The sequence below is a fragment of the Mycobacterium gordonae genome, from assembly GCF_017086405.1.
In the GTDB taxonomy this organism is placed as follows: Bacteria; Actinomycetota; Actinomycetes; order Mycobacteriales; family Mycobacteriaceae; genus Mycobacterium; species Mycobacterium gordonae_D.
The window spans coordinates 3962113-3982105 of the sequence record NZ_CP070973.1 but is presented as its reverse complement, the minus strand read 5'-3'; the positions used below and the strand labels follow the sequence as shown (position 1 = coordinate 3982105).

General features: G+C 64.4%; 18 protein-coding genes. 8 read left to right on the top strand and 10 right to left on the bottom strand.

The genetic code is table 11. From position 1 onward, the window contains the following. The first annotated feature begins 4 nt into the window (after positions 1–4). Positions 5–604, top strand: a complete 600-nt coding sequence (locus JX552_RS16935; protein ID WP_205873207.1) for a class I SAM-dependent methyltransferase — start codon at positions 5–7, stop codon at positions 602–604. Position 605: 1 nt separating this feature from the next. Here the strand turns inward: JX552_RS16935 and JX552_RS16930 are convergent, their stop codons facing one another. Then, positions 606–773 carry a hypothetical protein gene (locus JX552_RS16930; protein WP_205878772.1) on the bottom strand — a complete coding sequence of 56 codons (168 nt, stop codon included), beginning with the start codon at positions 771–773 and terminating at the stop codon, positions 606–608. On the opposite strand from JX552_RS16930, the gene JX552_RS16925 reads away from it, so the two are divergent. Beyond that, entirely contained in the window at positions 700–1269 is a 570-nt protein-coding gene (locus tag JX552_RS16925; protein ID WP_205878500.1) for an FKBP-type peptidyl-prolyl cis-trans isomerase, read from the top strand. The genes JX552_RS16930 and JX552_RS16925 overlap by 74 nt on opposite strands. 9 nt (positions 1270–1278) lie before the next feature. On the opposite strand, the gene JX552_RS16920 is transcribed toward JX552_RS16925, so the two are convergent. From JX552_RS16920 to murQ, 3 genes are all read right to left on the bottom strand, one after another. After that, on the bottom strand, positions 1279–1746 hold the full coding sequence (locus JX552_RS16920) for a glucose-6-phosphate dehydrogenase (RefSeq protein WP_205873206.1): 468 nt from the start codon (positions 1744–1746) through the stop codon (positions 1279–1281). 88 nt (positions 1747–1834) lie between these two features. Continuing rightward, on the bottom strand, positions 1835–2092 hold the full coding sequence (locus JX552_RS16915) for a hypothetical protein (protein ID WP_205873205.1): 258 nt from the start codon (positions 2090–2092) through the stop codon (positions 1835–1837). Between the two features lie 25 nt (positions 2093–2117). Then, on the bottom strand, positions 2118–3839 hold the full coding sequence (gene murQ, locus JX552_RS32440; protein ID WP_241010596.1) for an N-acetylmuramic acid 6-phosphate etherase: 1722 nt from the start codon (positions 3837–3839) through the stop codon (positions 2118–2120). Positions 3840–4050: 211 nt separating this feature from the next. Between murQ and JX552_RS16900 the strand changes: the two genes are divergently transcribed. Further along, entirely contained in the window at positions 4051–4641 is a 591-nt protein-coding gene (locus JX552_RS16900) for a cyclic nucleotide-binding domain-containing protein (protein ID WP_205873204.1), read from the top strand. Positions 4642–4905: 264 nt separating this feature from the next. Further along, the gene (locus tag JX552_RS16895; RefSeq protein WP_241010595.1) at positions 4906–5619 is read left to right on the top strand and encodes a GGDEF domain-containing protein; all 714 of its coding nucleotides are present in this window, start codon (positions 4906–4908) and stop codon (positions 5617–5619) included. Positions 5620–5624: 5 nt separating this feature from the next. Here the strand turns inward: JX552_RS16895 and JX552_RS16890 are convergent, their stop codons facing one another. Continuing rightward, positions 5625–5855 (bottom strand): DUF167 domain-containing protein, encoded by a 231-nt coding sequence (locus JX552_RS16890; RefSeq protein ID WP_205873202.1) that lies wholly within the window; start codon positions 5853–5855, stop codon positions 5625–5627. A 243-nt stretch (positions 5856–6098) separates the two neighbouring features. Here JX552_RS16890 and JX552_RS16885 point away from each other — a divergent pair, with 243 nt between their 5' ends. Next, on the top strand, positions 6099–8810 hold the full coding sequence (locus tag JX552_RS16885; RefSeq protein WP_205873201.1) for a PPE family protein: 2712 nt from the start codon (positions 6099–6101) through the stop codon (positions 8808–8810). Here JX552_RS16885 and JX552_RS16880 read toward each other — a convergent pair. Further along, a complete protein-coding gene (locus tag JX552_RS16880; protein WP_205873200.1) occupies positions 8807–9688 on the bottom strand; it encodes an HpcH/HpaI aldolase/citrate lyase family protein in 882 nt (293 codons plus the stop codon). The genes JX552_RS16885 and JX552_RS16880 overlap by 4 nt on opposite strands. 106 nt (positions 9689–9794) lie before the next feature. Here JX552_RS16880 and JX552_RS16875 point away from each other — a divergent pair, with 106 nt between their 5' ends. Beyond that, on the top strand, positions 9795–10718 hold the full coding sequence (locus JX552_RS16875; protein ID WP_205873199.1) for a class I SAM-dependent methyltransferase: 924 nt from the start codon (positions 9795–9797) through the stop codon (positions 10716–10718). A 92-nt stretch (positions 10719–10810) separates the two neighbouring features. Next, positions 10811–11659, top strand: a complete 849-nt coding sequence (locus JX552_RS16870; RefSeq protein ID WP_205873198.1) for an aldo/keto reductase — start codon at positions 10811–10813, stop codon at positions 11657–11659. Between the two features lie 18 nt (positions 11660–11677). Here JX552_RS16870 and zwf read toward each other — a convergent pair whose 3' ends face one another. Next, on the bottom strand, positions 11678–13183 hold the full coding sequence (gene zwf / locus JX552_RS16865; RefSeq protein WP_205873197.1) for a glucose-6-phosphate dehydrogenase: 1506 nt from the start codon (positions 13181–13183) through the stop codon (positions 11678–11680). Positions 13184–13306: 123 nt separating this feature from the next. Further along, positions 13307–17221 (bottom strand): ATP-dependent RNA helicase HrpA, encoded by a 3915-nt coding sequence (gene hrpA / locus JX552_RS16860; RefSeq protein WP_431195989.1) that lies wholly within the window; start codon positions 17219–17221, stop codon positions 13307–13309. A 35-nt stretch (positions 17222–17256) separates the two neighbouring features. On the opposite strand from hrpA, the gene JX552_RS16855 reads away from it, so the two are divergent. Next, positions 17257–17712 carry a PPOX class F420-dependent oxidoreductase gene (locus JX552_RS16855; RefSeq protein WP_205873195.1) on the top strand — a complete coding sequence of 152 codons (456 nt, stop codon included), beginning with the start codon at positions 17257–17259 and terminating at the stop codon, positions 17710–17712. A 17-nt stretch (positions 17713–17729) separates the two neighbouring features. Here the strand turns inward: JX552_RS16855 and JX552_RS16850 are convergent, their stop codons facing one another. Together JX552_RS16850 and JX552_RS16845 are read right to left on the bottom strand one after the other, a co-directional pair. Further along, positions 17730–18047 (bottom strand): hypothetical protein, encoded by a 318-nt coding sequence (locus tag JX552_RS16850; protein ID WP_205873194.1) that lies wholly within the window; start codon positions 18045–18047, stop codon positions 17730–17732. Between the two features lie 27 nt (positions 18048–18074). After that, complete coding sequence (locus JX552_RS16845) at positions 18075–19907, bottom strand: adenylate/guanylate cyclase domain-containing protein (protein WP_205873193.1); 1833 nt, start codon at positions 19905–19907, stop codon at positions 18075–18077. Between the last annotated feature and the right edge of the window lie 86 nt (positions 19908–19993).

Genomic DNA, 19993 nt, shown 5'->3' with positions numbered 1-19993 from the left:
CCACATGGCTGAACAAAGTCTCTGGATGCAGAAGGTCGCAGCGGATCCCGGACACTCGCACTGGTATGTCGAACGCTTTCGCTCCCTGGCGCGCGCCGGTGACGATCTGGTCGGCGAAGCTCGCCTGGTGGATGCGTTGGCCCCTCGCGCCGCCCGTATCCTCGACGCCGGCTGCGGCCCGGGCCGTCTCGGCGGGTATCTGGCGTCGGTCGGCCACCAGGTGGTCGGCGTCGACGTCGACCCGGTTCTGATCGAAGCGGCCGAGCAGGACCATCCCGGTCCGAGCTGGTTGGTAGCCGACCTAGCCGAACTCGACCTGCCCGCCCAGGGCATCGATGAGCCCTTCGACGTCATCGTCTCGGCCGGCAACGTCATGACGTTTCTCGCGCCCAGTACCCGGGTCGCCGTGCTGGCACGATTGCGTGCCCACTTGGCCGGCGGCGGCCGAGCGGTGATCGGCTTCGGCGCCGGTCGCAACTACGCGTTCGGCGAGTTCCTGGACGACGTCGCCCAGGCGGGATTCACACCGGACCTGTTGCTGTCCACCTGGGACTTGCGACCCTTCGGTGACGACTCGGAGTTCCTCGTCGCCATCCTTCGGTGAACTACCGGAAACGACTCTGTAGCGTGGCACCGGTGAATCTTCCCCGGGTGCCTTCGGCCTTGACGTTTGTTGCCTGTGTCGGTGCTTTTCTGACCATGACGGCGTGCGGCTCCCCCACGAATACGTCTTCGTCGTCGGCGAGTTCGTCGTCGATCTCCGATCTGTACACGCGGCCCTCAATGGCGGCCACGCCAGCGGTCGCCGGCGCCTGCCCGACTGTCGCTCCGCAGAACGGCGGCACACCGGAGTGGACGCTGGCCGGAACCACCGGCAACGTTGCCGTCACCGGGTCCACGGACGCGACTGCGCCGCAAGTGACGGTGACTGCACCATTCAGCGTGGCGCAGACTCAGGTGCACACCTTGCGCGCCGGCGATGGGCCGGTCGTCTCGAACACCGCCCGGGTTTCGGTGTGCTACATGGGTGTCAACGGTCGGGACGGGTCGGTGTTCGACACGACTTACGAACGTGGTGCGCCCGTCGATTTTCCGCTGACCGGGGTCGTGCCCGGCTTCCAGAAGGCCATCGCCGGCCAAAAGGTGGGGTCAACCGTCGCGGTTGCCATGACGTCCGCGGATGGCTATCCCGAGGGTCAGCCCAGCGCCGGCATCCGCCCGGGTGACACGCTCATCTTCGCCATCAAGATCCTCAGCGCCTCAAGCTGATTGCGCCCGTCAGCCAGGCAGATCCACCCGAAGCGCCAGGTGTTCATCGAGGATCCGGCGTAGCGCCGCGTCCATCGGATGAGCTGTCGCGAGGTCGCGCTCCAACCTGTTGTCCACCAGAACCGTTGCCTCGTGGGGTATTTCGGCAGTGTCGACTTGGTCGACGAACGGGTCGAACAACCCGTGCGGGGTGGCCAAGTAATACAGCTCCCGCCGAGACTCGGTCAACCGGGCGGCGTACATCAGTCCATGTTGGGTCGTGACGAAGAGCTCTGAAGCGATTCTCGCGTTCGGTGCCTCTGCCCTCCCCCACGCGGCTGCGGCGCTCCTGCTCTGCGCCAACCTGTCCGGTACGTCGTCTGTCAGCGCGAGTAACTTCTCGACAAGAGCGCGGCCCTTCCGCGGATAGGCGTCGATAGCGGGGATGAAATACCGGCGAAAGATCTCGCCGAAGAAGTCGTACAGTTGCTCGCTCATCGCGGCTCCCCAGATTCAAACGGACACCCCAATTGTGCGCCGTCGTGTCGGCTGGGTACAGGTTTTCCTTGAGACGGCCCCGGCCGAATCAGGCGCAGGGTGCGTCGCCGGGCGTGTAGTACGGCACACCCTCCCGCGTGTAGCACGGCGGCCGGCCCTGCCAGCGCTGCCGCGCCTCGTCCAGCGCGTCCGCTGCGGCGATGCTGCCGATCGGGCAGTCGGCGAGGTTGACGGACGCCCCGTTTTCGCCGGCGGGGCAGATGTTCGCGTTGGCCGAGGGCGCGACGGCCAACTGCAACGCCGCGGCGGTGGCGGTGGCCAGGAATGCAACCGTGAGCTTGTTCACGGCGGTAACTCTATCCAGCGTGCGCTCAATTGCGGAGTGCATCGCGCAGGCGTCCACCCGCCCGGTTCAGCCGGGTGGCGGCCTCAGTGACGTCGACGCGTGCCAACAGCGCGACTATCGCGGTCTTCACGTGACCCCCCGCGGCGTCCAGAGCAGCCGCCGCGACATCCTCGTCGACCTCTGCCGCGTCGCGGATCATCCGCACCGCACGGCGTCGCAGCTTTTCGTTGGTCACCCGCACGTCGACCATCCGGGGTCCATATGTCTTGCCCAGTGCGATCATGACGCTTGTCGAGAGAGCGTTCAGCACCACCTTCTGCGCAGTACCCGCGGTGAGACGCGTGGACCCGGCCAGCACCTCGGCGCCGGTAAGCACCTCGATCATCAGCTCGGCGGACGCTTCGCTGCCCGGGTTGTTGACGACAGCGACGGTCAGCGCGCCGAGTGACCGCGCGTAGTCGAGCGCTCCCAGCACGTACGGGGTGCGGCCCGAGGCAGTAATTCCGACGAGCGCATCGGCGGCAGCTAGATCGGCGAAATCGGTCGGGTTGAACGCGTCTTCAGCGCCCTCGATCGGATGGGTCAAAGCCGTTGGCCCGCCGGCGATCACACCGCGCACCAGGTCGGTGCCGAACGTCGGTCCGCATTCGGCTGCGTCCAGGACGCCGAGCCGTCCGGGCGTCCCTGACCCGGCATAGATCAGGCGACCGCCGCCTTTCAGTCGGGCGGTGATCGCCTCGGCTGCCGCTGCGATCTGCGGGACCGCGGCTTCAACCACGGCGTGCGCATCACCCTCGGCGCGGATGAGTAGGGCGACGACCTCACCGATGGGCCGGATGTCGAGGTCGTGCAGGCCGGGTCGTGCAGCCTCGGTGCTGAGGCTGTCGAGAGCGTGTCGGGCGGCGCCCACTTGCAGGCGTATCACATGCGGTTCATGGATCTTTCCCAGCAGCAGAGCACCATCGAGGGCGTCTCCGGCGGCGGGCAGCACGTCGAGTCCCGCACGTAACGCCGCCACCTCCCCGAGTCCGCCGACCATCGCGACGGGTCCAGCTCCGGCGCCACGCACGGCTGCGGCGAGCGCTTCGACAGCAGCGCTGACGATCGCCCGCGCGGTGGCGTCGTATGTCGCGGCCAGAACATCGGGCGCGAACGCTGCCAGGGCGGCTGCATCGGTGAACTGTGCCGGCCAGGACTGCGGTTCACCGAACCGTGCACGGGCAGCGTCCAGGAGGGTGGTCGCCGGCCCGCGGCCGTCGCTGGCGCGCAGCGCAGCCCGCAGCCCTGCGCCGCCGATCCACGCGCCACCTCCCTCGTCGCCCAACCATGGTCCCCAGCCGTCAGCGGTACGCAGGGTGCCGTCGGCTCTGATGGCGAGCGCTACGACGCCGGTGCCGACGACCAAGACGACGCCCGGCTGTCCCTTCAGAGCACCGGCGTGCGCAAGCACAGCGTCGCTGGTGACCGTGACGCGAGTGGCCTGTAGCGAACTCAGCAGCGAAATGCCCAACGCACGCGCCGCATCTGGTGCCGCCAGTGCCCCGGCCGCACCGACGACCACCTCGTCGACCGGTCCGAGTTCGCGGGCGACGGTGCGGACCGCCGACTCGGCGGCCAGTACCCCACCGGGCACCGCGAGCCCTGGTGCACCTGGCCCAACAGCCCGACGACCATGTGCGGCCGCTCGGCACGACGTCTTGCCGAGGTCGACGGCGAGGGTCCCCGCACGGTTGGCTTGCTGCCTCATGTAGATTCCTGCCTCCGTTGCTGTGGCCGAGCGAATCCGTAAGCGCCGTAATAGGACTCGACGACGCGACATTGTGGATCGGAAATCAGCTCAGGCCATGATCCGCCACTTCGCTGCTCTCGGCTATTTTTCCTGGCGATCTTCGGCGGAATCAGGCCGAATTCGCGTTAGGCTCCACCACGTCACGGTCACCGTCGATCAGGAGCCCGCTATGAAGGACGACGACGAGGAACTGCAGCGCGATATCGAGCGAGATGTCCGTCGCTTGAGCGAATTCAGTACCTTCGAGAAGTTTTCCGATGCTGACCTGGAGCGCCTTGTTCGCTCCGCGCACCACACGTCGCAGTCTGGGCCCTGGCCTTTGATCCGCGAGCAGACGCCGTCGGACGCCTGTTTCATCCTGCTCAGCGGCGAGGCCGGTGTGTATGTCGGTACGGACCGGGTGGCTGTGGTCGGTCCTGGCGAGGTGATTGGCGAATCGGCGCTTCGCCGTGGGCAATTGCGTTCCGCAACCGTCACCACCATCGGCCCGTCCGAGGTGTTGCGTATTGACCGCGATGATCTCGCGACACTGCTGAAGGAGTTGCCCGCGCTCCGGGACATGATGGACGAGACCGCTGCCCGGCACGTGGCGGCCGCTCCGCCGGCCAAGCCCAAGCCGTCGCATTCGAAATTGAACGTCGCTGTTTCGGCCGAGCTGCTCGATCGGTTCGAACAGGCCGCCAAAGCTGCCGGCGTGGGGGTCCCGGCCGCGACAGAGGACGCACTGTCCCAGTGGATCGAAAAGAACAGCAAGGCTTAGCCGGAGCGCACCGCGATACGGCATTCTGGCCGCAATTATTCTGGGCAGGTGCCCTGCAAGGTGGACCCGCAGCCGTCAGCGGGGCGGTGGCACGTCATCGGGCTGACGGGATACCTTGCCATGCTCGGCATCTACGCTGCCGGGGGTGGGACCCGGTTGCGCTGGTTTCTCGCCGGCGCGGCCGTTCTCGGTGGTCTGGTCTTGCTCCTCGGCTGGTTGCTCGGCTGGCAGGACCGACGCAGGTTGCTCATCGGGTGGTCAGTAGTGTCGTTGATCGTCACGATTGTCGCCGGAATGATGGATTCCCACGCGACCCGCGACTTCCCCGGCACCATCACCATTGCTTTCGCCTTCATCGGCCTCACTTGTCCGCGGTGGTCCTCATTAGCGGTCGTTCCGCTCGGCGTGGTGGCTTTAGTGGTGGGTGGCGGCAAGCAGCTTCCGGCGGACCTGGCGAAGGTGGTCTTGACCGCAATCATGTGGGTGCTGGTCGCCGAGGTTCCGGCTTGGCTCATCGCTCGACTCGAAGCGCAAAGCGCGCTGCTTGAGCAGATCGCACAGACCGACGCGCTCACCCAACTACTCGACCGGAGCACGCTCGGCCGCCGACTATCGTTGCATGCCGGTGAGTCGGCTGTGGTGTTGCTCGACCTCGACCACTTCAAGCGATACAACGACCATCACGGGCACGACGCCGGGGACGAACTCCTCGTCGCGTTCGCCGACGCCCTGCGTTGGTCCGTCCGCAAGGATGACATCGTCTTCCGTATTGGCGGCGACGAGTTCCTGCTCATGCTGATCGGTGCTGACCGTCGTGAGGCCGAGCAGGTTGTCAGGCGGCTCCGGCGCTACTGGGCCGATTCTGGCGGGCGGGTAGGGTTCAGCGCCGGCATCGCCTCTGGTGAAGGCGATTTGCTGCGTCTGGCGGATGAACACATGTATGCGGCCAAGAGGGCTCGTGGGCTGCCGGCCGACTGATTGATTCACCGGCTGATGCGAAAACGCTTCAGCCGCGCCGTGGCTCCGGACACCAATTCGATTCGGCTCCTTGGCACATCAAGGTGGGTGGCCAGTAATCGAGTGACTGCTTCGTTGGCTTTGCCGTCGACCGCTTGCTCACGGACATAGATGGTCAGTCCGCCGTCTGCCCCGACCTCGACAAGCGGGCCCTTACGGCTGCCCGGCTTGACCTTGACGACGACCGACTCCGTCATCCGCGTAAGGCTACGTCCTCGGCCTGGATGAGCCGAGGCGGCGCAACCTCCGCGGCGAAGCGTCTGGCTGAGAGAAACCTTAAGACACCTGAGAGGAACCTTACGGCTACGTGAGCAGATCGTATGTATTAGTAAATCGCATACGAAAACGCATGTAAATCGGTTCGCCATCGGATAGATTCGCGCATCACAAGCGAAAGCGGCCTCGCGACCGGCCGACAGCGGCGAGAAAGGCACAGGTAGATGAACTTTTCGGTGTTGCCCCCCGAGGTCAACTCGATGCGCATGTTCAGTGGAGCCGGCTCCGTGCCGATGCTGGAGGCTGGGGCCGCGTGGAACACGCTGGCTGCAGAGCTCGACTCCGCGGCGGAGTCTTTTTCTTCGTTGACTTCGGCGCTGGCGGCCGATGCCTGGCAGGGGCCGGCAGCTCAAGCGATGATGGCCACCGCTACCCCGTATGCGGGGTGGTTGAGCGCGGCAGCAGCGCAGGCCTCGGGTGCCGCGGCGCAGGCGCAGGCGGTGGCAGGTGCGTTTGAAGCGGCCTTGGCGGCAACGGTGCATCCGGCAGCTGTTGCAGCGAATCGTTCCGGTTTGGTGAACCTCGTGTTGTCCAACCTCTTTGGACAAAACGCGCCCGCAATCGCGGCTGTCGAGAGCCTCTACGAGGAGATGTGGGCTCAGGATGTCGCAGCGATGGTCGGCTATCACGCAGAAGCAGCGGCGGCCGCTGCGCAGCTGGTTGCACCGGCGGCGGCGGCGTTGCCGAACTTCGGTTACGGCAATGTCGGCGAGGGCAATATCGGGTTCTTCAACAAAGGCACGTTGAATGTCGGGTGGGGCAATGCGAGTCCGAACTTCACTCCGACCGACCCGATCAGTTTGTTTGGCGGGATCGGCATCGGCAACACGGGATTGGACAACCTTGGGGCGTTCAACACCGGCAGTGTGAATATCGGGATCGGCAATGTGAGTCCGCACTTCGTTCCGAGCAATCCGTTGAGCAATTTCGGCTCTCTAGGAATCGCCAACAACGGGATGCAGAACGTCGGGATCGCCAATGTCGGTACCGGGAATATGGGTTTGCCGGTCCCGCTGTTGGGTCTTCTTGGCGTGGGCAATCAGGGCAGCTTCAACCAGGGTCTGTTCAATACCGGTAACCACAATCTGGGTATCGGGCTGACCGGGGATCATCTGGTTGGCATCGGCCCGTGGCACATCAGCGGTACTGCGCTGCCGGCCGCGGCGGCGGCGGCGTTGCCGAACTTTGGTTACGGCAATGTCGGTGAGGGCAATATCGGGTTCTTCAACGAGGGCACGTTGAATTTCGGGTTGGGCAATGTGAGTCCGAACTTCACCCCGACCGATCCGATCAGCACCTTCGGTGGGTTCGGTATCGGTAACAATGGCCTCAACAATGTCGGGTTGACCAACATCGGCGCGGACAATGTCGGGGCCTGGAACAACGGCCGCCTCAACTTGGGTCTGGTCAACAGCGGGGTCGGCAACTCCGGTCTGCCGTTGGGTGCGTTGCAGTTGCTGGGCATCGGTAACGAGGGCAGCTTCAACCAGGGTCTGTTCAATACCGGTAACCACAATCTGGGTATCGGGCTGACCGGGGATCATCTGGTTGGCATCGGCCCGTGGCACATCAGCAGTACTGCGCTGCCGGCCGCGGCGGGGGCGGCGTTGCCGAACTTTGGTTACGGCAATGTCGGTGAGGGCAATATCGGGTTCTTCAACGAGGGCACGTTGAATTTCGGGTTGGGCAATGTGAGTCCGAACTTCACCCCGACCGATCCGATCAGCACCTTCGGTGGGTTCGGTATCGGTAACAATGGCCTCAACAATGTCGGGTTGACCAACATCGGCGCGGACAATGTCGGGGCCTGGAACAACGGCCGCCTCAACTTGGGTCTGGTCAACAGCGGGGTCGGCAACTCCGGTCTGCCGTTGGGTGCGTTGCAGTTGCTGGGCATCGGTAACGAGGGCAGCTTCAACCAGGGTCTGTTCAATACCGGTAACCACAATCTGGGTATCGGGCTGACCGGGGATCATCTGGTTGGCATCGGCCCGTGGCACATCAGCAGTACTGCGCTGCCGGCCGCGGCGGCGGCGGCGTTGCCGAACTTTGGTTACGGCAATGTCGGTGAGGGCAATATCGGGTTCTTCAACGAGGGCACGTTGAATTTCGGGTTGGGCAATGTGAGTCCGAACTTCACCCCGACCGATCCGATCAGCACCTTCGGTGGGTTCGGTATCGGTAACAATGGCCTCAACAATGTCGGGTTGACCAACATCGGCGCGGACAATGTCGGGGCCTGGAACAACGGCCGCCTCAACTTGGGTCTGGTCAACAGCGGGGTCGGCAACTCCGGTCTGCCGTTGGGTGCGTTGCAGTTGCTGGGCATCGGTAACGAGGGCAGCTTTAACCAGGGTCTGTTCAATACCGGTAACCACAATCTGGGTATCGGGCTGACCGGGGATCATCTGGTTGGCATCGGCCCGTGGCACATCAGCAGTACTGCGCTGCCGGCCGCGGCGGCGGCGGCGTTGCCGAACTTTGGTTACGGCAATGTCGGTGAGGGCAATATCGGGTTCTTCAACGAGGGCACGTTGAATTTCGGGTTGGGCAATGTGAGTCCGAACTTCACCCCGACCGATCCGATCAGCACCTTCGGTGGGTTCGGTATCGGTAACAATGGCCTCAACAATGTCGGGTTGACCAACATCGGCGCGGACAATGTCGGGGCCTGGAACAACGGCCGCCTCAACTTGGGTCTGGTCAACAGCGGGGTCGGCAACTCCGGTCTGCCGTTGGGTGCGTTGCAGTTGCTGGGCATCGGTAACGAGGGCAGCTTTAACCAGGGTCTGTTCAATACCGGTAACCACAATCTGGGTATCGGGCTGACCGGGGATCATCTGGTTGGCATCGGCCCGTGGCACATCAGCCGTTAGTTGCGCCGTTTCAGTTCGGAGATGAGATTAGCCAAGGCGAGGATCCGCTGGGCGTCGCGCACGTGCAGGTTTTCGATCATGCGACCGTTAACCGTGATCACGCTGCGCCCAGCGGCTCGCGCCTCCTCGTAGGCCGCTACGACCGTGCGGGCATGGGCGAGCTCCTGCTCGGACGGCCCATACGTGTCATTGGCCGGTGCGATCTGCGACGGATGGATCAAAGTCTTTCCGTCGAAACCCATCTCCCGCCCCTGCCGAGCCTCAGCGGCGAAGCCGTCGGCGTCGGTGATGTCATTGAACACGCCGTCCAGGACCGCTTTCCCGCCCGCTCGGGCACCCAGTACGGCCAGTGACAACGCCGGCATCACGGGAGCGCGTCCGGGTACGTGCTGGCCATGCAACTCGTTCACCAGATCATTGGTGCCGACCACCAGGGCCGCCAAGCGCTCGCTCGCCGAGGCGATTTCGTCAATGCGCAGGAACGCCCTGGGAGTTTCGACCATCACCCACAGCTGCAATGAAGCCGGGGCATCCAGCGCGCGCAACGTACCGACTAAATCCTGAACCTGTTGCCCTGTCTCGATTTTCGGCACCAATATGCCGTCGGCGTTGGTGCGCGCTACCGCGGCTAGGTCGTCGGCGTGCCAGTCGGTGTCCACGCCGTTGATGCGCACCACGACTTCCCGGGGCTGGTAGCTGCCGGACACAACGGCCTCACACACCCTGGTCCTCGACTCGGCCTTGGCGTCGGGGCCGACGGCATCCTCGAGGTCGAAGATCAGCACGTCCGCCGGGAGCGTTCTCCCCTTTTCCAGCGCCCGGCTCTTGTTGCCGGGTAGGTAAAGAGCGGATCGACGTGGGCGCAGTGTCGGAGCCATGGTGCCGTCCATCATTTCATCTGGCGTCGCCGGCGCCCTGCTAGGTCGGCAACCCGCAGTTACGCTGAGCAGGTATCGACATGCCCAGGCGGAACGGGAGCAGCGGATGTCAACATTTGGTACGGCGCGCGCCGATGGGGACAGCTGGGACCTCGCGTCCAGCGTGGGGGCTACCGCGACCATGGTGGCGGCCGCCCGGGCGCTGGCCTCCCGGGAACCCGATCCGCTGCTCGACGATCGATTCGCTGAACCGCTGGTGCGCGCCGTGGGACACCCCTTCTTCACCCGCATGCTGGACGGCGAAATACCTCTCGAAGACGACGAGATGCCGATGACCTTCCAGCAGCGCCGTGAGCAGATGGCGGTGCGCACCCGGTTCTTCGACGACTTCTTCAGCGCCGCAACCGGGGACGGTATACGCCAAGCCGTGATCCTGGCCGCTGGACTCGATGCCAGGGCCTATCGCTTGACCTGGCCGGAGGGCACGGTGGTTTTCGAAGTCGACCAGCCCGAGGTCATCACCTTCAAGAGCCTGACCCTGACCCAGATCGGTGAGGAACCTGCCGTCGAGCGTCGAGCGGTAGGGATTGACCTCCGAGAAGACTGGCCTACGGCCTTGCGCGACAACATGTTCGACACCAGCGAGCCGACCGCCTGGATCGCTGAAGGCCTGCTCCCCTATCTTCCGCCGGAGGCCCAGGACCGGTTGCTGGCCAACATCACGGCACTCAGTGCGCGGGGCAGTCGGCTGGCGACGGAGAACATCAGCGACATGAGCGTCTTCACCGACGAACGTGCCCGGAACATGCGCGCCAGTTGGCGCAAGTACGGACTGGACATCGACGTCGCCGAACTGGTGTGGCTTGGCGAGCGCAGGCAGGTTGCCGAGCACCTGACCGCCAGTGGCTGGACGGTCACTCGTTACCCGACTGAGCAGCTGTACGCCCAGCACGGCTTTGCGTTGCCGGACAACGAGATTCTGGCGAAGTTTCGCGACGCTGTCAGCTATGTCAGCGCCGAATTGAACTGACTGCCGAGCCATATCTCGCCCAGCGGTGTTGGGTTCTGGCTAGAAGTGGGCATCCCCTCCAGCGATAAGTCAAGAGACCTGGAGGCCGGAGCATGAGCACTGTCCCGTCAATCACGCTCAACGACGGGAACCCGATCCCGCAATTGGGCTTCGGCGTCTTCCAGATCGAGCCAGATCAGACGGCCGCGGCTGTGCGGGCCGCACTCGAGGTGGGCTATCGGCACATCGACACGGCGCAGATGTACGGCAATGAGAAAGAGGTAGGCGAGGGCGTCCAGGACACGGGGCTGGACCGCGGCGAAGTGTTCATCACCAGCAAACTCAACAACGGGTATCACCGGCCGGATGACGCGCGTCGGGCGTTCGACGCGACGTTGTCGGCGCTCGCATCGGACTACGTCGACCTCTTCCTGATCCACTGGCCGCTGCCGACGCTCTACGACGGCGACTTTCTCTCCACGTGGAATGCGTTGCAGGAATTCGCTGCTGATGGACGCGCCCGCAGCATCGGAGTCTCAAACTTTCAACCCGCTCATCTCGATCGGCTGGCTGACGGCGCGCAGACCGTGCCTGCGGTCAATCAGATCGAGGTGCACCCGTACTTCGCCAACGATGACGTGCGCGGCTACGGCAAGGCCCACGGCATCGCTACCGAGGCGTGGTCTCCGATCGCCCAGGGCAGGGTGCTCGATGACGAGGTGATCACCGGCATCGCCAAGGCGTTCGGAAAGACGCCGGCACAGGTGGTGTTGCGTTGGCACATTCAGCGCGGTGACATCGTCTTTCCCAAATCTGTCTCCGCCGAACGGGTGAAGTCGAACTTCGAGCTCTTCGACTTCGAGCTCTCTGATCACCACGTCGCATCGATCAGCGCGCTGGATCAGGGCGAGAACGGCCGCATCGGTCCACACCCGGACAAGTTCGACTACGTCCCGGACTGACCGAGGCGTGCGGCGGCACTAGGGCTCAGCGCGGCGCTCACGCCACTCCCGTTCGAACGGCAACCGCCACGCATTCGGAGCGATCAACTGATGGATGGCGTTAGGGCCCCAGGTGCCGGGCTGATACAGCTTCGCCGGCGGCGGGTCGTCCAACAGATCTTGTGATCGCTCCCAGAGCGATTCGATCCCCTCGGCGGTGGTGAACAGCGTGTGGTCGCCGCGCATCGCGTCCAGAATCAGCCGTTCGTAGGCCTCCAACACGTCTGCCGCGGTATCGATCTCCTGCGTCGAGAATTGCATGGACAGCTTGTCGAGTTTCATTCCCGGACCCGGCCGCTTTCCGTAGAACGACAGCGAGACTTTCGAGTTGTCGGCGAGGTCGAATGTGAGGTGATCGGGTCCCTGTGTGCCAACTCCAGATCCGGGCGGGAACATCGTTCGCGGCGCCTCTTTGAAAGCAATCGAAATGATGCGGATACCCTCGGCCATCTTCTTGCCGGTGCGCAAATAGATCGGCACGCCGGCCCAGCGCCAGTTGTCCACCCCCACCTTGAGCGCAATGAAAGTTTCGGTGTCGGAATCCTTTGACACACCGTCTTCCTGGCGGTAGCCGCTGTATTGTCCGCGCACCACATTGGCCGTCTTTATCGGCAGCATCGACCGGAACACTTTGTTCTTTTCTTCGCTGATCGCGCGGGGTTCCAGCGCGGTGGGCGGTTCCATCACGACGAATGCCATCACCTGAAGCAGATGGGTGACCACCATGTCGCGGTAGGCGCCGGTGTTCTCGTAGAAGTTCGCTCGCTGGTCCAGGCCGAGGGTCTCGGGAATGTCGATCTGAATGTGGTCGATGAAGTTGCGGTTCCAAATCGGCTCGAACAGCCCGTTGGCGAAGCGAAAAGCCAAGATGTTCTGCGCGGCCTCTTTGCCCAGAAAATGGTCGATGCGGAAAATCTGGGATTCATCGAAGGTGTCGTGCACGAAGTCGTTGAGTGCCACCGCGCTGTCGTAGTCAGTGCCGAACGGCTTCTCCATCACTACTCGCGAGCGATCGACGAGATCCGCTTCGCGCAGCATGTCGATGACGTCGTGCGCCGCTTTCGGAGGGACCGACAGATAATGAAGGCGCCGCACGTTCTCGCCAAGCGTGTCTTCGGCTTTCGCCACCGCATCGGCGAGTGCCTGCGCTCCCGCATCCTGCGGGACGTAGGCGAGAATCTTCGCGAATTCCTCCCACTGCTCAGAGGTGAGTTTGTGGGTGCCGAACTCGTCGATCGCGTTCTTGGCGATCTCCCGAAATTCGTCATCGCTTAGGTCTTCGAGTGACGTGGCAATGATCTGAATATTCGGTGCCAGTTCCGACTGGTCCAGGTGCGCCAGCCCGGGGATCAGCTTGCGTTTAGCCAGATCGCCTGTCGCGCCGAACAACACGATGACGTGGGGTTCCAATGGAGCGTTGTCGCGGTGGTGCGGACGCGCCTCGGGCGCCGGGTATGCGATAGTCTGCGGGTTCTTGGTGGCCACTCTCGCGATACTTCCATCGTGCGGCCCGATCTGCACGTGCTGGTCCGCGAATTCATCCCGCGCCGCTGCCCGCAAAGCGTTGCCGGTGCGGGCCCGGGTGGCGTCGCCTTGCCTGTGCCGCACTCAACTGCGTTCGCGCGCTGCGTCAATCGCCCGATAGATGCGTTGTTCGCTGACCGGACGCGGGGTGCCCAACTGCTGGGCCCACAGGCTCACCCGCAACTCCTCGATCTGGCGGCTGATATCGCGGATGTCGCCCGCATTCGTCCGGGTAGCCGGCAGCGCGCGCAGCAGCTGGTCGAATGCGTCCTGCACGGCCTGTACTCGCGCCATCCGTTCTCGATCTCCCTGTAGCCCCTGCGGCAGCCTCTCGAGTCGGCGTTTGATCGCCGTCAGGTAGCGGGCCAGGTCAGCAAGGTGGGCAGCCCCGGCGGCTGTCACAAATCCAGGTGGCAACAACCGGTTGAGTTGTGTCCGCACGTCGGAGATGGCTTGCGCCTGAGTGGCCGGCGGCTGGGCGGGCAACAGGAGCTGCACTTCTTGGGCCACGGACAATACCTTGGCGATGCGACCCACGACGTCGACGGTCGTCGGAACCAGTTTCGCCGCTATTTGATCGCACAGCGCCGTGAACGCATCACGCGTCCACACCGCCTGCGGTGTGAGCGTGTCCGCCGCCGCGTCAGCGCAGTCGTCGAGAAGGGCAGGCAGCGAACCGTCCGGATTGGTTCCGAGGATCAGGCGGGTTCGCGGATCAAGCTGACGCTCAACAGCTTTAACCGGTGACGGCACACTGAGGCGGATCAGCCGGCGCAGTCCCGGACCCATCGCGCTCCGCTGCTCGGCGGCCGTGGCGTACACCCGAAGGTCGACGGCGGCACCCGAATCGACGAAGGCGGGAAAGCCTCTGACGGATCGTCCTTCGACGGCGCGCTCGACGACGGGTGGCAGTTCTGCCATGTCCTCGGGCCAAGAATGTAATCTTGTCCGCTCGAGCTCCCCAGCGACCGCATGAGCGACGGCTCGTCGGGCCGGCGTTGCAAGGCGCTCCTGCAGGGCATGCAGATCCTTCCCGCGTGCCACCTCGGTCCCGTCCGCAGACTCGACGGCAAACGTCACCCGCAGATGCGGCGGTAGCGTGTCCAGGTCGAAAGCCTCGACGGGTACCACAACACCCGTGCGCCTGCGCAATTCACGCTGCAACGCGTTCAGCAGCGGCTCGCCGGACGGGTCGATGCCGAGCAGCACGGCCCGCGCGGTGTCGGGGGCGGGAACGAAGTTGCGTCGCAGATCTTTCGGCAGTGAGCGGATCAGGGCGGTGACCAGTTCCTCGCGCAGTGCCGGTACCTGCCAGGCGAATTCGTCACCTCCCAGGCGCGCCAAGACGTCGATCGGGACGTGCACCGTCACACCGTCATCGGTCGCCCCCGGCTCGAATCGGTAGGTCAGCGGTAGTGCGGCATCACCGGTCCGCCAGGTGTCCGGGCGATCCTTGCTTGCGGCCGCCTCGTCCGAGCGCAACAGGTCATCGCGCGAGAAGGTCAGCAGCTCCGGGGTCCGGTGCCGCTGCTTCTTCCACCACGCGTCAAAGTGTTGCGCGGACACGACATCAGCAGGAATACGTGCGTCGAACCACGCATGAAGGTCGTCGTCACCGACGAGCAGGTCGCGGCGACGAGCCCGCTCCTCGAGCTCCTCCAGTTCCGCGCGCCGTCGCGCGTTGTCGCGGAAGAAGTGGTGACGAGTCTGCCAATCGCCTTCCACCAGTGCGTGTCGGATGAACAACTCGCGCGCCACCACCGGCTCGACCTTGGCGTACCCGACTCTGCGGCGCGCGACCAGCGGCAGGCCGTACAGTGTCACCCGCTCGTAGGCCAGCACTTCACCACGTTTTGTTTCCCAATGTGGTTCGCTGTAGGTGCGCTGCACCAGCTCACCCGCGACTCGCTCGACGACCTCTGGCTGAATGCGCGCGGCGGTCCGGCCATAGAGTCGGCTGGTCTCCACTAATTCCGCGGCGACGACCCATTGCGGCGGGCGTTTGGTCAGCACCGAGCCGGGCGCGAGTACGAAGCGCGCATTGCGCGCGCCCAGATACTCGCGGGTGTCCTCGCGGCGCATTCCCACATGTGACAGCAACCCTGCCAGCAGCGCCGCGTGAATCCGCGCCGGGTCCGCCGTCTCGTCAGACTCCCTGATACCCAGATCGCGGGCGATGCTCCGCAATTGGCCGACCAGGTCCTGCCACTCGCGGATCCGCAGGTAGTGCAGGAACTCCTTGCGACACATCCGTCGAAAAGCGCTGCCCGACAATTCCTTTCGCTGATCTCGAAGATAACGCCAAAGGTTGAGGTAGGCGATGAAGTCGGAGCTCTCATCGGCGAACCTGGCGTGGCTCTGGCGCGCCGCCTCTTCGCGGTCGACGGGCCGCTCCCGCGGGTCCGGGATGGTCAGCGCCGCGGCGAGCACCAGGATTTCGCGCACGCATCCTTCGCGGTCGGCCTGCAGGATCATCCGGCCGAGACGTGGGTCGACGGGCAGCCGCGCCAGTCGACGGCCAAGATCGGTGATCGCGCCTTGCTGGTCGAAAGCGCCGAGTTCCTGCAACAGCTGCACCCCGTCACGGATGCTGCGCTGATCAGGTGGATCCAGAAAGGGAAATCTTTCGATGTCCCCAAGTTGCAACGCCGCCATCTGCAGGATCACCGAGGCGAGGTTGGTCCGGAGTATCTCCGGCTCGGTGTAGCGCGGGCGGGTAGCGAAATCCTCCTCGGAGTAGAGACGGATGCACACCCCCGGTGCCACCCGGCCACACCGGCCGGCTCGCTGGGCGGCCGATGCCTGCGAAACCGGCTCGATGGGCAGTCGCTGTACCTTCAATCGCCGGCTGTACCGCGAGATCCTGGCGTTACCCGGGTCCACGACGTAGCGGATTCCCGGCACGGTCAACGACGTCTCTGCCACATTGGTCGCCAGCACTACCCGGCGACTGGTGTGCGGCGCGAAGACCTTGTGTTGCTCGGCGGTGGGTAGCCGCGCGTACAAAGGAAGCACTTCGGTGTGTTTTAGACCCGCCAACGCCTCTGCGGTGTCCCGAATTTCGCGCTCTCCGGATAGGAACACCAAGACGTCGCCCGGCGGCTCCGCATGCAGCTCGTCGATAGCATCGGCGATCGCTTCGATCTCATCGCGCGTCTCGGTTCGAATGATCTCGTGATCGGGATCGTCGGGATCATCCTGCGCGCCAACCGAAACGGGCAGCTCCAGCGGCCGGTACCGGATCTGCACCGGATAGGTCCGTCCAGACACCTCCACGATGGGAGCCCCTGCGAAATGCGCGGCGAAACGCTGCGGTTCGATGGTGGCGGACGTGACGATCACCTTCAACTCGGGCCGGCGGGGCAGCAACGCTCGCAGGTAGCCCAACAGAAAATCGATGTTGAGACTGCGTTCGTGGGCCTCGTCGAGAATGAGCGTGTCGTACTGCAGCAGGCGGCGGTCGCGCTGGATTTCGGCGAGCAGGATGCCGTCGGTCATCAATCTGATCAGGGTGCGGTCGCTAACCTGATCGGTAAAGCGGACGGTGTACCCCACGACGTCGCCGAGTGGGCTGTGCAGTTCGTCGGCGATGCGTTGCGCGACGGTCCGGGCGGCCAGCCGACGGGGCTGCGTGTGTCCAATCGTGCCGCGCACGCCGCGGCCGAGATCGAGGCAGATCTTGGGTAACTGGGTGGTCTTGCCGGAGCCGGTTTCTCCGGCGACGATGACGACCTGGTGGTTGAGTATCGCTTCGCTGATTTCCTGGCGGCGCTCGGTGATCGGGAGGTCGGGGTAACTGATCGTCGGCACGGCGGCTTGGCGGGCGGCCACCAGCGATTCAGCGGCAGCGACCTGCTGGGCGAGCTGTCGCAACTTCTCCGGCCTGAAGCCGCCGCGAACATTCTGCAGACGCCTGCGCAAGCGGGCGGCGTCGCGAATCGTCAACTCGTCGAGGCGTCTGCGCAACTCGCTGACGGTCGGATCGGCCACTCGGGCCAGAGTAGTGGTCGCCCCAACCGGGCTAGGTTGGTCTCATGGGTCGGAAAATTGCGACAGCGGACGAAGTGGGTTTTGCCGAATTGCTGGAATTCGTCCGGCCGCGACACCGGATGGTACTGACCACCTTTCGTACGGACGGCTCGCTGCAGAGCTCGCCGGTAACCGGTGGAGTCGATGCGCAGGGCAGGATTGTCATCGCGAGCTATCCTCAGCGCGCGAAGAGCGTCAACATCCGACGGACGGGCAGAGCAAGCGTCGTCGTGCTTTCCGACGAATTTAACGGCCCCTACGTACAACTCGATGGCGGCGCCGAGGTGATCGATGCGCCTGCTGCGGTTGAACCCCTCGTCGATTATTACCGGCCGATCGCCGGGGAGCACTCGGACTGGGACGAATATCGCCGCGCGATGCGCGACCAGAACAAGTGTCTGCTGCGCGTCACTGCCAACCGGTGGGGACCGGTGGCCACGGGTGGCTTCCCGCCGGAGTAGCGCGATGTGGCCGCTATCTATCCCGCTGGTAACACCGGTGGCCGGCAGACGTTGGCTGCCGGGTCCCACCACCAACCGTTGTCGCAGGCCAGTGGTTGCGGCCCGACGCCCAAGGGCCGGCAGACGTTGGCGGTCGGATCCCACCACTGGCCCGCATCACAGTTGAGTGGTTGTGGCCCAACACCCAAGGGGCGGCACACCTTACCTGTGGGATCCCACCATTCGCCGTCGGCGCACTGCGCCGAACTGACGGCGGGTGTCGCGATCGTCATAACCGCCATCGGCGCAAGCATCATGGCGGCGACGGATATCAGCCGGTAGATGATCGTCCACATTGCACACCTCGAATCGCACGGGCAAATCTAGTGCCCGTCTTCCCCGTCCCGGGGTGATGCCAAACTCAGCAACCGCAGGAAACCGACCGGTTCGTTGAAACCTTTGAGCGCAACCGTCTCATGGCGCTGCGGTATGTCGGCCAGAAATTCCTGGACCGCAGGATCCGAAGCGATGGCTTCTGACAGCACGATGTCCTCGCCGGCACTCTGACCTTGCAGGCGCGCCGCCATATTGACGGTGGAGCCGAAGTAGTCCAGGCGGTCATTCAACGTCACGACCACACTCGGGCCGGCATGGACGCCCACTTTCAACACCAGATGCTCGGCGCCGTGCGCGGACGCGGCGATCTTGGCCTGCATGGCCAGCGCCGCGCGCACCGCCTGGGCGGGATCGTCGAACGACGCCATCACCGCGTCGCCGATCGTCTTGACGATCGCGCCGGCATGATCACGCACGATCTCGGCGAGCAAGGTGAAGTGTTCCCGGACCAAGTTGTACGCGGTGGCATCACCAACCCGTTCATAGAGCTCAGTCGAGCCACGCAGGTCGGTGAACAGCAGCGCGACCTGGCTGACGCCGGCATCGTCACCCGGGCGCAGCGTCGCCTCGGCGAACATGTCTCGAAATGCCTGCAACGAGATCACTTCCGGTGCCGTCAGGGCCTGCCGTGTCCACGATCGTTCTTCGATCAACGCCGCAAGTTCGTATCCTGTCTCGTTGACGAACGTCACGGTTCCCGGCTCGTCGTTGCCGTCCGGCTCCGCGAGCAGCTCCACACCGGTGGCCGTGATACGCAGATCGGGAAAGGCGTCGGCAGCGTATTCGACGTCGACGACGGCGCCCGGATGTAACGTGCGTCCACGATAGGAGCCGGGAAGCAGGTCGATTGGCACGGTGCGTCGCTCCCCCGGGCTCAGTAAGACCTGCACCACCACATGCGCGGTGCTCATCGGTCCGGAAAGGCAGAATTCGCCCTCCCGCAGCGGGCGCACCGTCGGTGACGGTGTGAATGTCAGCTCGACGTTGCGTTCGAAGTCGCGGTCGTAATCGATGTTGCACGACGAACAGTGCGCACCGTGTGGTAGGTCGGCCAGCGATGGGACGCTGACCTTGGCGCCCCGGCAATTGGGGCACAGCAGATCCCACTTCATGCAAAGCAGACCGCTCTTCACGGCGGTCAGACACGCCTCGGTGGCTGCGCGCACCGGCACCCCAAGCTGGCCCGCCAGGACCTTGGGTCGCAGCCGGTTGAGATCGGCCGCCATGGCGTGCAGCACCAGCTCGGCCAGGCGGTCACCGAGCCCGTTTCCGTACGCGCTGCGGTCGATTTCGCGTGCGATCGCGGTGGCTCGTTCGCGCGCACCCGGTGGCAGCATCGGCTCTGGCAACACGAACGGTGTGAGGCGGTCCGCAGCATCGTCACCCCGAAGATAAGCGACCGCCTCCAGGACGCGGCGGCGCACGTGCTCACCGGCCTGCGCCGCAAGTCGAGCGCCGAACAGGCGGCCTGCCATGTTCAGCGGCTCCCATTCGAGTGCATAGGAAACACGCGAGCCGCCGCAGCCGTCCGGTTCGACATCGAAGTCCGGGCCGAAGCGCCGGAACGGGCCCTTGCTGAACACGCGTGACTGGCGAAAATGTCGACCCGAGACCCACTCGTACGGCTTCTCTTCCCACTCCAGCGTGAAACCCGCTGCTTTACCCCGCCCACGTCGCAGGACTGTGCCGTTCGGTTGGGGCGTCTCGTCGAGTGTGTAGGGCGGCAGACCCAGGGCCTCGTTGAACCGGTTGGTGTCAGCCAGCACCGGCCAGAGTTGATCCGGCTGCAGGTCAAATGTCCAGGTCCACGTGCGACGCATCGATTGGAACTCTAGACCGGGCGGATCAACTTCGGGATGCCGAAGCGGCCGGAAAAATCAACAACGAATACATATGAGTATAGAAT

Excerpts from the sequence above, each read along its gene's own strand:
- JX552_RS16935 (WP_205873207.1), top strand. The coding sequence starts at position 5 with ATGGCTGAACAAAGTCTCTGGATGCAGAAGGTCGCAGCGGATCCCGGA.
- JX552_RS16925 (WP_205878500.1), top strand. The coding sequence starts at position 700 with ATGACGGCGTGCGGCTCCCCCACGAATACGTCTTCGTCGTCGGCGAGT.
- JX552_RS16920 (WP_205873206.1), bottom strand. The coding sequence starts at position 1,746 with ATGAGCGAGCAACTGTACGACTTCTTCGGCGAGATCTTTCGCCGGTAT.
- murQ (WP_241010596.1), bottom strand. The coding sequence starts at position 3,839 with ATGAGGCAGCAAGCCAACCGTGCGGGGACCCTCGCCGTCGACCTCGGC.
- JX552_RS16900 (WP_205873204.1), top strand. The coding sequence starts at position 4,051 with ATGAAGGACGACGACGAGGAACTGCAGCGCGATATCGAGCGAGATGTC.
- JX552_RS16890 (WP_205873202.1), bottom strand. The coding sequence starts at position 5,855 with ATGACGGAGTCGGTCGTCGTCAAGGTCAAGCCGGGCAGCCGTAAGGGC.
- JX552_RS16885 (WP_205873201.1), top strand. The coding sequence starts at position 6,099 with ATGAACTTTTCGGTGTTGCCCCCCGAGGTCAACTCGATGCGCATGTTC.
- JX552_RS16880 (WP_205873200.1), bottom strand. The coding sequence starts at position 9,688 with ATGGCTCCGACACTGCGCCCACGTCGATCCGCTCTTTACCTACCCGGC.
- JX552_RS16875 (WP_205873199.1), top strand. The coding sequence starts at position 9,795 with ATGTCAACATTTGGTACGGCGCGCGCCGATGGGGACAGCTGGGACCTC.
- JX552_RS16870 (WP_205873198.1), top strand. The coding sequence starts at position 10,811 with ATGAGCACTGTCCCGTCAATCACGCTCAACGACGGGAACCCGATCCCG.
- JX552_RS16855 (WP_205873195.1), top strand. The coding sequence starts at position 17,257 with ATGGGTCGGAAAATTGCGACAGCGGACGAAGTGGGTTTTGCCGAATTG.
- JX552_RS16850 (WP_205873194.1), bottom strand. The coding sequence starts at position 18,047 with ATGTGGACGATCATCTACCGGCTGATATCCGTCGCCGCCATGATGCTT.
- JX552_RS16845 (WP_205873193.1), bottom strand. The coding sequence starts at position 19,907 with ATGCGTCGCACGTGGACCTGGACATTTGACCTGCAGCCGGATCAACTC.